This is a genomic window from Agreia sp., assembly GCF_964263775.1.
Lineage (GTDB): Bacteria > Actinomycetota > Actinomycetes > Actinomycetales > Microbacteriaceae > Agreia.
In genome coordinates, this window is the sequence record NZ_CAXVWM010000021.1 from 1 (window position 1) to 13,727 (window position 13,727).

At 66.5% G+C, this 13,727-nt stretch carries 11 protein-coding genes; 6 read left to right on the top strand and 5 right to left on the bottom strand.

The genetic code is table 11. The features are described 5' to 3' along the window. Positions 1 to 1,227 (bottom strand): 3-phosphoshikimate 1-carboxyvinyltransferase (gene aroA / locus ACE5CZ_RS02140; protein WP_374945715.1); only part of this gene is annotated, 1,227 nt, incomplete at its 3' end. Between the two features lie 201 nt (positions 1,228 to 1,428). Between aroA and ACE5CZ_RS02145 the strand changes: the two genes are divergently transcribed. Together ACE5CZ_RS02145 and ACE5CZ_RS02150 are read left to right on the top strand one after the other, a co-directional pair. Then, entirely contained in the window at positions 1,429 to 2,049 is a 621-nt protein-coding gene (locus tag ACE5CZ_RS02145) for a sigma-70 family RNA polymerase sigma factor (protein ID WP_374945773.1), read from the top strand. Then, the gene (locus ACE5CZ_RS02150; RefSeq protein WP_374945716.1) at positions 2,046 to 2,288 is read left to right on the top strand and encodes a zf-HC2 domain-containing protein; all 243 of its coding nucleotides are present in this window, start codon (positions 2,046 to 2,048) and stop codon (positions 2,286 to 2,288) included. Before ACE5CZ_RS02145 ends, ACE5CZ_RS02150 begins: the two co-directional genes overlap by 4 nt. Positions 2,289 to 2,357: 69 nt before the next feature. On the opposite strand, the gene ACE5CZ_RS02155 is transcribed toward ACE5CZ_RS02150, so the two are convergent. Next, the gene (locus tag ACE5CZ_RS02155; RefSeq protein WP_374945717.1) at positions 2,358 to 6,170 is read right to left on the bottom strand and encodes a multifunctional oxoglutarate decarboxylase/oxoglutarate dehydrogenase thiamine pyrophosphate-binding subunit/dihydrolipoyllysine-residue succinyltransferase subunit; all 3,813 of its coding nucleotides are present in this window, start codon (positions 6,168 to 6,170) and stop codon (positions 2,358 to 2,360) included. Between the two features lie 189 nt (positions 6,171 to 6,359). Here ACE5CZ_RS02155 and ACE5CZ_RS02160 point away from each other — a divergent pair, with 189 nt between their 5' ends. From ACE5CZ_RS02160 to ACE5CZ_RS02170, 3 genes are all read left to right on the top strand, one after another. Next, positions 6,360 to 7,799, top strand: coding sequence for a GuaB1 family IMP dehydrogenase-related protein (locus tag ACE5CZ_RS02160; protein WP_374945718.1), 1,440 nt, complete (start codon positions 6,360 to 6,362; stop codon positions 7,797 to 7,799). A gap of 119 nt (positions 7,800 to 7,918) precedes the next feature. Beyond that, positions 7,919 to 9,268: a hemolysin family protein gene (locus ACE5CZ_RS02165; RefSeq protein ID WP_374945774.1), complete on the top strand. Its 1,350-nt coding sequence runs from the start codon at positions 7,919 to 7,921 to the stop codon at positions 9,266 to 9,268. After that, positions 9,261 to 10,298, top strand: a complete 1,038-nt coding sequence (locus ACE5CZ_RS02170; protein ID WP_374945719.1) for a hemolysin family protein — start codon at positions 9,261 to 9,263, stop codon at positions 10,296 to 10,298. The genes ACE5CZ_RS02165 and ACE5CZ_RS02170 overlap by 8 nt, the downstream gene beginning before the upstream one ends. 20 nt (positions 10,299 to 10,318) lie before the next feature. Here ACE5CZ_RS02170 and ACE5CZ_RS02175 read toward each other — a convergent pair whose 3' ends face one another. Both ACE5CZ_RS02175 and ACE5CZ_RS02180 read right to left on the bottom strand, forming a co-directional pair. Further along, entirely contained in the window at positions 10,319 to 11,404 is a 1,086-nt protein-coding gene (locus tag ACE5CZ_RS02175; protein WP_374945720.1) for an NADH:flavin oxidoreductase/NADH oxidase, read from the bottom strand. A gap of 20 nt (positions 11,405 to 11,424) precedes the next feature. Beyond that, the gene (locus ACE5CZ_RS02180) at positions 11,425 to 12,060 is read right to left on the bottom strand and encodes an HAD family hydrolase (RefSeq protein ID WP_374945721.1); all 636 of its coding nucleotides are present in this window, start codon (positions 12,058 to 12,060) and stop codon (positions 11,425 to 11,427) included. A gap of 53 nt (positions 12,061 to 12,113) precedes the next feature. Between ACE5CZ_RS02180 and ACE5CZ_RS02185 the strand changes: the two genes are divergently transcribed. Then, positions 12,114 to 13,007: an NAD(P)H-hydrate dehydratase gene (locus ACE5CZ_RS02185; protein ID WP_374945722.1), complete on the top strand. Its 894-nt coding sequence runs from the start codon at positions 12,114 to 12,116 to the stop codon at positions 13,005 to 13,007. Positions 13,008 to 13,010: 3 nt separating this feature from the next. On the opposite strand, the gene ACE5CZ_RS02190 is transcribed toward ACE5CZ_RS02185, so the two are convergent. Then, positions 13,011 to 13,715 (bottom strand): YceI family protein, encoded by a 705-nt coding sequence (locus ACE5CZ_RS02190; protein ID WP_374945723.1) that lies wholly within the window; start codon positions 13,713 to 13,715, stop codon positions 13,011 to 13,013. Between the last annotated feature and the right edge of the window lie 12 nt (positions 13,716 to 13,727).

Here is a 13,727-nt window from a genome sequence, read left to right on the forward strand (position 1 = left end):
CTTCCAGGTGCCGCCGTGCAGTGGGGCGGGCTCGATGCGCAGCCCGTCGTCGAGTTCGGTGACGGCGCCGCCGAGGGCGTTGATCTCTGTGGCCAGGGCGGCGAGCCGGTCGGTCTCGTGGTGCCGAATATGCCCGATGCCGGTGATCTCGCTGGGGGAGTCGGCTAGTGCAGCGAGCGCCACAAGCGCCGGGGCGAGCTCGCCCCCCTCTGAGAGGTCGAGCGTGATGCCGTGGATCCGGCCATCGCCTTCCACCGTGAGAACTCCATCGGCCAGCAACACGGTGGCGCCGAATAGAGGAAGGTGGTCGACGAGGTGTGCGCCGACCTGGGTCGTGCGTGCCGGCCAGCGGCTCATGCTCACGCGCCCGCCGGTGGCGATCGCAGCGGCGAGAAACGGCGCCGCGTTCGACAGATCGGGTTCGATGTCGACGGTGAGGCCCCGGATGCGACCGGGCGCGACCACCCAGACGCCCGGCTCGGGCGACTCGACAGTCACTCCTCGAGCTGCCAGCGCCTGGATCGTCATCTCGATGTGCGGTTGGCTCGGGACGCGCTCGCCCGAGTGGCGCAGCACGAGTCCGTCGTCGAATCGGCTGGCCGAGAGCAGCAGGCCCGACACGAACTGGCTCGAGCTGGACGCGTCGATGACGACCGTGCCGCCGGTGACGCGACCGGTGCCGTGCACGGTGAAGGGGAGCGCCCCGGCACCGTCGTCCGCGATATCGACGCCCAGAGAGCGAAGCGATGAGATGGTCGTCGCCATGGGCCTGCGCCGGGCGGCCGCGTCGCCGTCGAACACGGTGGGCCCGAGGGCGAGAGCGGCGACGGGCGGGATGAAGCGCATGACGGTTCCCGCGAGACCGCAATCGACCGTCGTGCTTCCGAGCAGTTCTTCGGCGGGGGTGATTATCCAGTCGTCGCCGAAGCGACCGTCTCCGGCAACGGATTCGATCGTCGTGCCCAAGGATCGGAGGGCGTCGACCATCAACGTCGTGTCTCGCGAATGCAGCGGGGCTCGGAGCGTCGACGGCGAATCCGAGAGAGCGGAGAGCACCAGCTGTCTGTTCGTGAGGCTCTTCGAGCCAGGCAGCGCGACAGCCGCGATGACCGGGCCTGAAGCCGTCGGTGACGGCCAAGCCGAATCTCCCGGCGGAACGGATGCGACCCCCGGAGTCTCGTCGTCGTAGGGAGAGAAGCGCGGATCGAGTTGGTTGATGATGCCCATTGCCCCCCAGATTACCGCGACGCCGGAATAAACCGCGCGGCGAATGCGGTTGTTGATCCTATCGAGGGCCGCACCGGCACTCGCATGAGCGAGAGGCAGAGTGATGCAGACGTGGTGACACAGCAGCTCGCGCGTTTCGTGGTCGAGCCCGCCGGTCTGGCCTGGGCCGAACGCGCGCTCGCAGAAGTAGACTCTGCTCTGATGAGCAACTCCACACCTGACACTCCTCCCGCGGCGACCCCAGATCCTCGGGACCTGTTCGAGGAACAGGCGATACCGTTCCTCGACCAGCTGTACGGCGCTGCCCTGCGCATGACCCGCAACCTGGCCGACGCACAAGACCTGGTGCAGGAGACATTCGTCAAGGCGTATGCGGCCTTCGGCCAGTTCGAGCAGGGCACGAACCTCAAGGCGTGGCTGTATCGCATTCTCACGAACACGTTCATCAACACCTATCGCAAGAAGCAGCGCGACCCCTATAAGGGCACCATCTCCGACATGGAGGACTGGCAACTCGGCGAGGCCGAGTCGGCGACGGCCATGTCGAGTCGATCGGCCGAGGCCGAGGCAATCGACCACCTGCCCGACAGTGCGGTCAAAGACGCGCTGCAGTCGATCCCCGAAGATTTTCGTCTGTCTGTCTATTTCGCCGACGTCGAAGGTTTCTCCTACCAGGAGATCGCCGACATCATGAAGACCCCTGTCGGCACGGTAATGAGTCGTCTGCATCGAGGCAGACGGCTTCTGCGGGGACTTCTGACCGACTACGCAGCAGATCGCGGCATCCGTGTCGCATCGAAGACCGGGAGCACGAAGAAATGACCGATTGCGGTTGCGACAAGGCCAAGGCAGAACTCGAGGAGTATCTGCACAATGAACTCTGCTCGACGGATGCCGAAGATATCCGCGAGCACCTCGCCGGATGCACCGACTGCGAGTCCGAGCTCCACGTGGGGCGCGTCCTCACCGAGGCCGTGCAGCGCGCCTGCCGCGAGACGGCACCCGGCGACCTCCGCAACCAGGTGCTGCTGTCCATCCGCACGATTCAGGCCACGCACTAGCGAGAGACCGACAACCGGCTTCTCCCCGCATCCCGACAGGTCGGGTGTGCTGGAGAAGCCGGTTGATCGTCACTTCTGGATGGCGCGCTCGATCAGTTCGGCCTGTTCGACGGCGTGCCTCTTGGCCGAACCAGCCGCGGGCGATGCTGCCGCCGGGCGCGAGATCACGCGCACGAACCGTTTGAGGTGCGGGGCGACCTCGACGGCCACGAACGGCCACGCGCCCTGGTTCTCGGGTTCGTCTTGCACCCAGACGACCTCGGCATTCGGATACTGCCCCAGAACCGACTTCAGCTCGTCGAGCGGGGCCGGGTAGTACTGCTCGAGTCGAACGAGGGCGATCGTGTCGTCGGGCTTCTTCTGCAACTCGTTGAGCAGGTCGTAGTGGATCTTGCCGGAGTGCAACAGCACTCGCGTAACCGAGGCCTTGTCGGTGATGCGCACATCGTCGACGACGGGCTCGAAGGTTCCGGTCGTGAGATCAGGCACGTCACTGGTGGCGCCACGCAGTCGAAGCATCGCCTTCGGGGTGAACACGATGAGCGGCTTGCGGGGTCGAGCGTAGGCCTGCCGACGCAACAGGTGGAAGTACGACGCCGGCGTGGAGGGACGCGCGACCGTCATGTTGTTCTCGGCGCACAGCTGCAGGTAGCGCTCGATCCGGGCGGAGGAGTGATCCGGCCCCTGTCCTTCGTAGCCGTGGGGAAGAAGCAGCACGAGCGACGAACGCTGCGCCCATTTCTGCTCGGCCGACGAGATGAACTCGTCGATCACGATCTGGGCACCGTTCGCGAAGTCTCCGAACTGAGCTTCCCAAAGCACGAGCGCGTCGGGCCTTTCGACGGAATAGCCGTATTCGAAGCCCATGGCGGCGTACTCGCTCAGCAGCGAGTCGTAGATCCAGAATCGTGCCTGGCTTTCGCCCAGGTTGGCGAGGGGGAGCCACTCCTGCCCGTTCTCACGGTCGTGCAGCACGGCGTGCCGCTGCACGAAGGTGCCGCGGCGCGTGTCTTGGCCGGCAAACCGCACGGGGGTTCCCTCGAGCAGCAGCGAGCCCAGCGCGAGGAGCTCGGCGAACGCCCAGTCGATGCCACCCGATCGGCTCATCTCGAGGCGCTTGTTGAGCAACTGCTGCAGCTTGGGGTGAACACTGAAGCCTGCGGGCTTGTTCTGGAAGGCGTCACCGATCTGGTTGATCGTGGACTCGGACACGGCGGTCGAGAACGGCTCGGAGGCCGAGGCGTCGTTCTGCTGGGCGTCGGGCAGCTCGAGGTCTGCGACACTCGACCCATCGGGCGTGATGATCGGGATCGACGACGTCTGCGCAGCGTGCGTCTCGGCGAAGGCACGCTCGAGGCGGTCCTGGAAATCGCGGTGGGCGGCCTCGTACTCCTCTTCGGTGATGTCGCCACGACCGACGAGCGACTCGGTGTAGAGCCGGCGCACACTGCGCTTGGCCTCGATGAGGTTGTACATCAGCGGCTGCGTCATCGAGGGGTCGTCTCCCTCGTTGTGACCGCGGCGGCGGTAGCAGATCAGGTCGATGAAGACGTCGCGGTGGAACTGCTGGCGGTACTCGAACGCGAGCTGGGCGACGCGCACCACCGACTCGGGGTCGTCTCCATTGACATGGAAAATGGGCGCCTGAATAGTCTTCGCGACGTCGGTGGAGTAGACCGAGGAGCGGGATTCGCCAGGGGGGGTGGTGAAGCCGACCTGGTTGTTGATGTTGACATGGATGGTGCCACCGGTGCGGTATCCGCGGAGTTGCGACATCTGCAGCGTCTCCGCAACGATGCCCTGGCCGGCGAGAGCCGCATCACCGTGGATGAGGATCGGCAGCGTCGAGAAGGTTCCGATCGCCTTGCGGTCTTGTTTCGCCCGAACGATGCCCTCGAGCACGCCGTCGGCCGCTTCGAGGTGGGAGGGGTTGGCGGCGAGGTAGACCGGAATCTCGGTTCCGTCACTGCCGTGGAACGTGCCCTCGGTGCCCAGGTGGTACTTGACGTCTCCGGAGCCCTGCACCGTTCGCGGGTCTTGGGTGCCCTCGAACTCGCGGAAGATCTGACCGTAGGTCTTGCCGGCGATATTCGTGAGCACGTTGAGGCGGCCTCGGTGCGCCATGCCGATCGCGACCTCGTCGAGGCCCTCGTCGGCGGCGCCCTGGATGACCGCGTCGAGCAGGGCGATGGTCGACTCTCCGCCCTCGAGGCTGAACCGCTTCTGCCCCACGTACTTGGTCTGCAGGAACGTCTCGAACGCCTCGGCCTCGTTGAGCTTGGCGAGGATGCGCATCTGCTCGTCGTGGCCGGGCTTGGCGTAGGGCCGCTCGATCTTGTCCTGGATCCACTTGCGCTGGGCGGGATCCTGGATGTGCATGTACTCGATGCCGGTCTTGCGGCAGTAGGAGTCACGGAGAACCCCGAGGATGTCACGCAGCAGCGAGCTGCGCTTGGCGCCGAACTCGCCGGTCACGAATTCTCGGTCGAGATCCCACAGGGTCAGCCCGTGATTCTCGATGTCGAGGTCGGGGTGGGTGCGCTGGCGGTATTCGAGCGGGTCGATGTCGGCCATGAGGTGGCCGCGTACGCGGAATGCGTTGATCAGTTCTTGAACCCGGGCGGTCTTGTCGACGGCGTCGGAGAGGTCGACGCTGATGTCGGGAGCCCAGTGGATCGGCGCGTAGGGGATGCGGAGCTCGGCGAAGATGTTCTCGTAGAAGTGCCGTTCGCCGATGAGCAGTTCGTGCACCTTGCGCAGGTACTCGCCCGAACCGGCGCCCTGGATGACGCGGTGGTCGTAGGTGCTGGTGAGGGTGATGATCTTGCCGATGCCCAGGTCGTTGAGCGTCTTCGGGCTGGTGCCCTGGAACTCGGCGGGGTACTCGAGGGCGCCGGCGCCGATGATGCAGCCCTGGCCCTTCATCAGGCGCGGAACGGAGTGCACCGTTCCGATGCCGCCCGGGTTGGTCAGCGAGATCGTCGTTCCCTGGAAGTCGGCCGCCGTGAGCTTGTTCGCCCGCGCCCGGCCAACCAGTTCTTCGTAGGCGCCGAGAAACTCGTTGAACCCCATGGTGTCGGCGCGCTTGATGCCCGGAACGAGCAGCGCACGCGTTCCGTCTGGCTTCGGGATGTCGATGGCTATGCCGAGTCCGACGTGGGCGGGGGCGACGACCGACGGTTTACCGTCGACCTCGTCGTAGAAGACGTTCTGGCTGCGGAACTCCTTCATCGCCTGCACGAGGGCCCAGCCGATGATGTGTGTGAACGACACCTTGCCGCCGCGACTACGTTTGAGGTTCGAGTTGATCACGATGCGATTGTCGATCAGCAGCTTTGCCGGTATCGATCGCACGCTGGTCGCCGTCGGCACCGTCAGGCTGGCATCCATGTTGGTCGCGAGCGTCTTGGCCATACCCCGAAGAGGCGTGACCGTGTCTTTCTCGGCGTCGCCGGGTGTGGGGGATTCGGCTGCCGCCTCACGCTTCGGCGTCGAGACCGGCGCCTCGGCGGGGATCGGGGCCTGGCGCGCCTGGACGCTCGTCGTGCGGGCCTCGCGCTGGTCGGCGACGGATGCGCCCGAGGGCGCCTCGGTCGAGACGGTCGCAACGGGTGACGTGGGCGGGGTGCTCGCCCCGGAGCCTTCCGCGATCTGCTCCGACTCGGTGGCCGCGGGCGGCGTCTGCTCGGCGACGACGGGAGATGCCTTCTCGTTCTTCGAGACGGCGGTCGAATGGTAGCTCTCGAGGATCGGCCACCACGACTCGTCGACCGACTGGCGGTCTGCCTTGAACTGCTCGTAGAGTTCCTCGACAAGCCATTCGTTGGCTCCGAACTCCGACGATCCTTCGTCGTTTTCCACTCCGGTCGTTTGGCTAGACAAGCCCGATCGCCCACTCTCTTCATCGTGCATCGACAATTCGCTTGAATTCAGTGCATTCGTCACAGTCGTCGGCGCCCTGCATCGTTGCCGGAGGGCGCCCGGACACGTTCGAGGACAAGCCTAATCCCCTGAGCCGTGAGCGCCACCCGGAAGGGATCGCCCCGGACGGAAACGAGTACCGTGGAAAACATGGAGTTCTATTCCGCGACCGCGACCCACGACCTCACATATTCGGACGTCTTCCTCGTGCCGAGCCGTTCGCGTGTGACGAGCCGCCTCGACGTGTCGCTCGCGCCGAATGACGGCAGCGGCGCGACCATCCCGATCGTCAGCGCGAATATGAATTCCGTCACAGGCCCGCGTCTCGCGGCGAGCCTCGCGCGGCGCGGCGGTCTCGGTGTTCTTCCGCAGGACATGCGCCTCCAAGACCTCGATGCGGCCATCCGCTGGGTGAAGGCCCAGCCCGTCGAGTTCGACACCCCATTCGACTTCGCACCCGCAGACACCGTCGAGCAGGCCCTGCTCCAGGTTCCGGCCCTTCCCGGCCAAGGAATCGTCCTTCACGATTCGGCCGGTGTCTTCCTCGGATGCATCGCCGCGGCGCGGCTCGCCTCCGCGCCGCCCGACGCCCTGCTCGGGGACCTGCTGCACGATCCACTGACGGCGCTATCGGCCGATGACATCGATTCGCCCCGGGAGGCATTCGACGCCATGGTCGAGGCAGACCTCGAGTTTGCTCCGGTGATGCGGCACGGCGCGGTCATCGGAACGCTGAGCCGCACGAGTGCCCTGCGTTCCACGCTCTACACGCCGGCTCTCGATGCGCACGGCCGCCTCCGGGTCGCCGCGGCGGTCGGCATCACCGGCGACGTGGCATCCAAGGCTCGCGCCCTCGCTTCGGCCGGCGTCGACGTGCTCGTCATCGACACGGCCCACGGGCACCAGGAGGGCATGCTGCGCGCCATCGAGGCGGTGGCGAACGAGAACCTCGGACTGCCGATCGTAGCCGGCAACATCGTGACCGCCGAGGCGGTTCGCGACCTCGTCTCGGCCGGAGCGACGATCCTCAAGGTCGGGGTCGGCCCGGGCGCCATGTGCACCACCCGCATGATGACGGCGGTCGGTCGCCCGCAATTCTCCGCCGTTCTCGAGACCGCAGACGCCGCCCGCGAGCTCGGAGCGCACGTGTGGGCCGACGGGGGAGTGCGCTACCCCCGCGACGTGGCGCTGGCCCTGGCGGCCGGCGCATCGAGCGTGATGATCGGTTCCTGGTTCGCCGGCACGATCGAGGCGCCCGGCATGCTGAAGACGGATGCGACGGGCCGGCTCTTCAAAGAGAGCTGGGGCATGGCTTCGACCAAGGCCGTCAGAGACCGGTTCGGTCGACTCGACGCCTACGAGCTCGCCCGCAAGACGCTCTTCGCCGAGGGCATCTCATCGAGCAGCATCTACCTCGATCCGCTGCGCCCGTCTGTCGAAGACCTGCTCGACATGATCACCTCTGGTGTGCGCAGCTCGTTCACCTACGCGGGCGCCTCGGACGTCGCGCAGTTCCGCGATCGCGCGTTGGTCGGAATCCAGTCGGCTGCAGGATACGAGGAGGGAAAAGCGCTGCCCGTCAGCTGGTAGCTCCGGGCTCGCGGTTGAGGCGAGCCGGTATACTGGCGAGACAATGGACGACCCTCCCTCAGCGCATCCATCCGCACTTCTGAACAGCTTTGGTGGCCATCGTGCCTCTTGACTGGATCATGTTCGGCGTCGGCATCGTCCTCACCTTCGGTACCGGCATCTTCGTCGCCAGCGAGTTCGCGCTGGTCAACTTGGATCGGAACGATCTCGAGTCGCGGCAGAAGCGGGGTGCCGCAGGACTCGGCCCGACGATTGCGGCCCTGAAGATCACCTCGACGCACCTTTCGAGCGCCCAGCTCGGAATCACGCTCACAACGCTTCTCACCGGGTACACGATGGAGCCGGCCATCTCCAACCTGCTCCGCGCCCCGCTCACGGGCGTCGGCATCCCCGAGGCCGTCGTGCCCGCGGTCTCGGCGACGATCGCCATCGCGTTCGCCACGCTGCTGTCGATGATCGTCGGCGAGCTCGTGCCGAAGAGCTTCGCGCTGGCGCTGCCCCTGCAGACCGCGAAGCTGGTGATCCCGTTTCAGCGACTCTTCACGATGGTCTTCAAGCCGGCAGTCAGCCTGCTCAACAACAGTGCCAACGGACTGCTGCGCGCGATCGGCATCGAGCCGAAAGAGGAGCTCTCGGGCGCTCGCACGGCCGAGGAACTCTCGTCGCTCGTTCGACGCTCGGCCCTGCAGGGCAGCCTCGACGTCGATACGGCCACGCTGCTGAATCGCACTCTCCTCTTCTCCGGCCACACGGCATCCGACGCCATGACGCCTCGCCCGCGCATCGCCAGCGTCAAGCGCACCGACAGTGCCGAAGACGTGATCATGCTCACCCGCACGACAGGGCACAGTCGCTTTCCCGTTCTCGACGACGACATCGACGACATCGTCGGCGTCGTTCACGTGAAGCAGGCGGTCAGCGTTCCTCGGGGGCGACGCCGCGATGTGCCCGCCGCGGCACTCGCATCGAAGGTGATTCGCGTGCCCGAGACCATGAAGCTCGACTCGCTGCTCGGCGAACTGCGCGGGCGCGGCTACCAGATGGCGATCGTGGTCGACGAATACGGCGGAACCGCGGGCGTGGTCACGCTTGAGGATCTCGTCGAGGAGCTCGTCGGCGAACTCGATGACGAGCACGACCGTTCCCGCGCGGGAGTCGTGAAGACCCTCAACTCGGTGTCGTTTCCCGGAATGCTCCGTCCCGACGAACTGGCCGACAGGGCGGGCATCAGCGTTCCCGATGACGGACCTTACGAAACGGTGGCGGGATACATGATGAGCGAACTCGGGCGCCTGCCCGTCGTGGGCGACACGGTCGAATTGCCTACGGGGCAACTCGCCGTCGTGCGACTCGACGGTCGACGCATCGACCGCATCCGATTCACGCCGACCGCGACAGACGAGGCTGCGGCGCCCGTCGACGGCCTCGCGGCTGACGACGCAATTCGGGAGGCGAGCGACCGTGGCTGATTGGCTGGGTATCGTGTGGCTCGTCGTGCTGCTGGCGGCCAACGCATTCTTCGTCGGCGCCGAGTTCGCCGTCATCTCCGCCCGTCGCTCGCAGATCGAGCCACTGGCGGAGCAGGGCAGGGCCAGCGCCAAGACCGCCCTGTGGGCCATGGAGCACGCGACCCTGATGCTCGCCATGTGCCAGCTCGGCATCACGGTGTGCTCGCTCCTCATCCTCAACGTCTCCGAACCGGCGATCCATCACCTTCTCGAAATTCCGCTCGCACTCACGCGGCTTCCCGAGGAGGTCATCGGCACGATCGCGTTCATCATCACGCTGCTGGTCGTCTCTTTTTTGCACGTCGTATTCGGCGAGATGGTTCCGAAGAACCTGTCGTTCTCGCTGCCCGATCGCGCGGTGCTGCTTCTCGCCCCGCCGCTCGTCGGGCTCGCCCGCGTGTTCAAGTTCGTCATCGTCGCGCTCAACACGACGGCCAATTCGATCCTCCGGCTCTTCGGGGTCGAGCCGAAAGACGAGGCGGCCAGCGCGTTCACGCTCGACGAGGTGTCGACCATCGTGTCGCAGTCGACCCGGGAGGGCGTGCTGAGCGATAAGACGGGAGCACTCACCGCGGCGTTCGAGTTCACGTCGAAGACCGTCAAAGACGTGGCCGTGCCGCTCGAATCGCTCGTGAGCCTCTCCGACCACGTGACGCCGGCCGAGATCGAGCACGCGGTGGCGAAGCACGGGTTCTCGCGCTACATCGTGGTCGACGAAGAGGGTCGCCCCGACGGCTACCTGCACCTCAAAGACGTGATCGACCTCGACGAGAGCGACGTAGACCGCCCGGTTCCCGCGAAGCGCATCCGGCAACTCGTCTCGATGTACGAGGCGACCGAGCTCGAAGACGCGTTGGCCAGCATGCGCCGCACGAATGCCCATCTCGCGCGCACGTTCTCCGAGTCCGGCCGCACCACCGGCGTGCTCTTTCTCGAGGACATCATCGAGGAGCTCGTCGGCGAGGTGCAAGACGCCACCCGGCGCATCTGATCGACCGGACTATCGCGGGGCTACTCGGGCCAGGACGCCCGCGCATACTGCGACGGCCAGTAGTCGATCTCGATCCCGAGTTCGTGGGCTGCCCGCAGGGCGAAGTGCGGGTCCCTCAGCATCTCGCGCCCGAGCATGACGGCGTCGGCGCGGCCTTCGTCGACGATCTGCGCCGCCTGCGCCGACGTGGTGATGAGCCCGACGGCGCTCACGGCAACATCGCCGGTTCTGGCGATGTACTCGGCCAGTGGAACCTGGTACCCCGGGGTCAGCGGAATGGTGACGCCGGTGATGTTGCCGCCGCTCGAGATGTCGAACACATCGGCGCCGAGATCCCGAGCCCAGCGAGCGACCACCGAAGTCTGCTGCTCGTCCCAGCCATCGACAGCCCAGTCGGTCGCGGAGAATCGCACCAGCAGGGGCACATCGTCGCCGACAGCCGCACGGGTGGCCGAGACGATGCGAAGGAGCAGACGGGCTCGGTTCTCGAGGCTGCCTCCGTATTCGTCGGTGCGCTCGTTGCTGAGCGGCGACAGGAATTGGTGGATCAGGTAGCCGTGCGCCGCGTGGAGCTCGAGTACGTCGAATCCGGCTTCGATCGAACGGAGCGCGGCCGCGACGAAGTCGTCGACCACGCCGTCGATGGCGCCGGAGTCGAGCTCCGCCGGCGCCGTATAACCGGGGAATGCGACGGGCGACGGGCCCACGGACTGCCAGCCACCGGCATCCACCGGCACCGTGCCCCGCTCGTCGGCCCACGGGCGAAACGTCGAGGCCTTGCGCCCGGCGTGGGCAAGTTGGATGCCGGCCGCAGCGCCCTGCGAGTGCAGGAAGTCGGTGATCCGTCGGAAGCCCCGCGCCTGGTCATCGTTCCAGATGCCGAGATCTTGAGGGGAGATGCGCCCTTCGGGGCTGACCGCGGTGGCCTCACAGATCACGAGGCCGGCGCCGCCCTGGCCGAATGACCCGAGATGCACGAGATGCCAGTCGGTGGTCATGCCGTCTTCAGCATCGGCGGAGTACTGGCACATGGGGGCGACCCAGATGCGGTTGCGCAGTGAGATGCCGCGAAGAACGAGTGGGGTGAACAGGGCTGTGCCGCTCATGGCGAGAACTTTCGTGGGGGTCACACAGACACGGAAGCGGTGAGGGACCGCGCTTCGAGGAAGGTGCGGAGCAGTTCTGCGGTGGTGAAGACGTGGCCCTCGATCCCGAGCTCGGCGGCTCCGTCGACGTTCACCGCCTTGTTGTCGACGAAGATCATGTCGCTCGCGTCGAGCTGCAACTCGTCGAGCACATCGCGGTAGATGGCCCGCTCGGGCTTGAGTCTGCCCATCTCGGCGCTGACGAACACGCGCTCGAACAGCGAGCCCATGGGCCCGTGGCGAAAATATCCGCCGAAGTCGTAGCCCGCGTTCGAGAGCAGCGCGATGCGGGTGCCACCGTCGCGGAGCGCAAGGAGGATCTCGTAGGTGTCGGTGTTGACGCTGAGCCAACTGCGATAGTCGGCGATCCACAGCTGTTGGATCTGCGACTCGCTGAAGTCGACCCCCGCGTGGCGTGCGATCTCGAGCCAGTAGTCGAGAATCGGCAGAGTGCCACGGTCGAGCGCGTCGCGATTGGCCCAGTAGGGAGGCCAGAAGTCATCTTCGGGCACCCGTGCGATCGACAGGAGCGCCTGACGGTCGGCGTCGGAGGGGGAGTAAGAGATGACCTCGCCGTAGTCGAAGACCACGACCTTGCCGGGAATGCTGATGGGCATGGGGCTCCGCAAGTCGTCGAGGGTGGGGGTCCATCCAATCTATCGTGGAGTTCGTGAGCGAGAAGACCGAAGACAGAGCCGACCAGACGACCGTGGAAACAGGCGATGCGATCGAATGGACCGCCGCCGACGCGCGGTCGATCGTGCGGGTGCCGCGCGCCAGCGACGACAAGTACCGCCGGGGTGTGCTCGGGGTTCAGACGGGCTCGAACGCGTATCCCGGCGCGGCGGTGCTCGGCGTCGATGCGGCGGCTCGCACGGGGGTGGGAATGATCCGCTACCTCGGGCCCGACACGCCCACTCGTCTGGTGCTGCACCGCCGGCCGGAGGTCGTGACGGCGGCGGGTCGAGTTCAGGCCTGGCTGCTCGGCTCGGGCATCGACGCCGGGCAGAGATCGGATGCCGAGACCGCGTCGCTGAGAGACGCCCTCGGCCAGGGCGTGCCCTGCGCGATCGACGCCGGCGCGCTCGACCTGGTGCTGGAGGCAGGACGCGACACGATCATCACCCCCCACGCAGGAGAGCTGGCCTCGCTGTGGGCACGGGCCGGGGTCGCGGTCGAGCGGGCGACGATCTCCGACGACCCGGTGCGCTGGGCGAGAACGACGGCGAACCGTTTCGGCGTCACCGTTCTGCTGAAGGGGGCGCGCACGATCGTCGCCGCACCGAGTGCAGCGAGCGTGAGCGTGACCGCCACGTCGAGCTGGGCGGCGACCGCCGGATCCGGCGACGTGCTCGGCGGCATCCTCGGTGCCCTTCTTGCGACGAACGCCGAATTTCTCGCAGACGGTGGCCCGGACATCCTGCCGCGGGTAGCGGCCACGGCCGCCTATCTGCACCAGGCGGCCGGCGCGAGGGCATCGGGAGGAGGGCCGATCACCGCACTCGACATCGCCGAGTCCCTGGGCGACACGATCGCGGACCTGCTCAGAAACGACGCCGACTGAGAGTCACCGCGGAGCGACCTCGAACGTGAAGTCGATCGATCCGTCGTCGTCGACGCGCACGTAGCCGAGATCGATAGCCGCCACGCCGTAGTCGTCGAACGTCACAGGAACGCTCCCCGCGAGGGTCAGGCGCCCGTTCTGCAGCCTTGCGGTCAGGGAGACGTCGACGGGGCGGCTGACACCGTGGAGGCTCAGCTCTCCGGACGCGGCCACGAGCATCGGCTGCCCGGCCACCAGCGCGTCGCTGAGAGCGACCGGTGACGACAGCGTGAACGACGCGGTGGGGTAGTCGGCACAGTCGAGCGCGGGACCCCTGAAATATGCGTCACGCGTGGCATTATCGGTCGAGATGCTGGCGACCTCGACGACGATTGTCGCGCGGATGAGCATGCCGTCGTCGACGGTGGCCGACCCGGCCACGTCATCCGTCGTGCCCGAGACGGCGAGTGAGGAGCCGTTCACGACGGCGCCGACCGTGTAGCCCGCACTCGATCCGTCGGTGATCTCCCACTCGCCGGAGAGTTGAGCGATGTCGTCGAATACGACGCGCGACGGCTCCTCGTGAACCGTCGGCAGCACGCTCGGCACCATCGAGGCGGTGCTGGCGGACGCGTTCGGATAGAGGATGGGACCGGCGACAGCGGCCATGGCTCCCAGAGCAAGAATCGAAAGGGAGACGCCGATCACGATGCTCGAGCTTCTCTTCATGATCCGTCCGGA

Bases quoted from the DNA above. Each gene is read 5' to 3' on its own strand.
- ACE5CZ_RS02190 (WP_374945723.1), bottom strand. From the start codon at position 13,715: ATGAAGAGAAGCTCGAGCATCGTGATCGGCGTCTCCCTTTCGATTCTT.
- ACE5CZ_RS02180 (WP_374945721.1), bottom strand. From the start codon at position 12,060: ATGCCCATCAGCATTCCCGGCAAGGTCGTGGTCTTCGACTACGGCGAG.
- ACE5CZ_RS02160 (WP_374945718.1), top strand. From the start codon at position 6,360: ATGGAGTTCTATTCCGCGACCGCGACCCACGACCTCACATATTCGGAC.
- ACE5CZ_RS02175 (WP_374945720.1), bottom strand. From the start codon at position 11,404: ATGAGCGGCACAGCCCTGTTCACCCCACTCGTTCTTCGCGGCATCTCA.
- ACE5CZ_RS02165 (WP_374945774.1), top strand. From the start codon at position 7,919: ATGTTCGGCGTCGGCATCGTCCTCACCTTCGGTACCGGCATCTTCGTC.
- ACE5CZ_RS02150 (WP_374945716.1), top strand. From the start codon at position 2,046: ATGACCGATTGCGGTTGCGACAAGGCCAAGGCAGAACTCGAGGAGTAT.
- ACE5CZ_RS02145 (WP_374945773.1), top strand. From the start codon at position 1,429: ATGAGCAACTCCACACCTGACACTCCTCCCGCGGCGACCCCAGATCCT.